Here is a 1,038-nt window from a genome sequence, read left to right as displayed (position 1 = left end):
TTGCTGATTGCGTGGTTGAAACGGTTCTGGAATGCACCCAGCTCTGCGCGGTGGCTGTCTACGTATTTCAGTGCCGCATCGATGATAGCAACAGATTCTTGTGCGCCACCAACTGAGGTTACGTCGATAGTATCTACCGTTACTTTTTTACCTTCGCCCAAACCTAGCTCACCAGATAGGCCGCCTGAAAACTCGACTTCGCCTTCGACTTTGTTGTTGCCAGCAAAGATTTGCAGTTTACCGTCTTGGTCTACTGAGGCTTTCACTAGGTCAGTTTGACCGTTAATGTAAGTCGCAAGCTCTTCGATATCGTCACCCGCTTTTGCGCTGATGTTGATTTCTTGCTCTTGGCCGTAGCTGTCCGTTAGGTTGATTTTTAGGTCGTTCTTACCTTCAGCAACGTTCCAGTCTTTACCTTTACCACTTTCAGCTTGGTAGCTCACACCGCCCATCATTTTGTTGTCTGAACGCATGTCTTTTAGCTCAAGCATCACTGCTTCACCGTTATCTGCACCGATTTGGAACGATTTCGCACCGTGTGTGCCGTTTAGTAGCTTGTTACCACCGAAAGAGGTGGTTTCTGCGATACGGTTTAGTTCGTCGTTTAGCGCGGTCACTTCTTCTTGAATCGCAACGCGCTCTGCTTTCGAGTTTGAACCGTTTGCTGATTGCAGAGACAAGTCACGCATACGTTGAAGAATGTTAGTGGTCTCATTCATTGCACCTTCAGCCGTTTGTGCAATCGAGATACCGTCGTTCGCGTTGCGAACCGCTACATCCAAACCACGGCTTTGTACGTTCAAACGGTTCGAGATTTGTAGACCCGCAGCGTCATCTTTTGCGCTGTTGATTTTAAAACCCGAAGACAAACGCTCCATAGAAGTTTGTTGAGCTGAGTTTGCGTTGTTTAGGTAACGCTGAGCGGTCATCGCTGATACGTTAGTGTTTACATTCACTGCCATGGTGATTTCTCCAATTGATTTTCCGGTGTAGCGGTTTCCGACGTCTCGGAAAACCAAGTAGTTCTCTCAAAGTTAC

The 1,038-nt window shown here is 47.5% G+C and carries 1 protein-coding gene; it reads right to left on the bottom strand.

The annotated features are described in order from the left end of the window. A partial coding sequence (locus tag R7035_RS26010; protein ID WP_318146420.1) for a flagellin occupies window positions 1-962 on the bottom strand: 962 nt, incomplete at its 3' end. Between the last annotated feature and the right edge of the window lie 76 nt (window positions 963-1,038).

Origin of the sequence: Vibrio sp. 1731 (assembly GCF_033339955.1) — a bacterium.
GTDB lineage: Bacteria > Pseudomonadota > Gammaproteobacteria > Enterobacterales > Vibrionaceae > Vibrio > Vibrio alginolyticus.
This window is presented reverse-complemented; position numbering and strand designations above follow the sequence as displayed.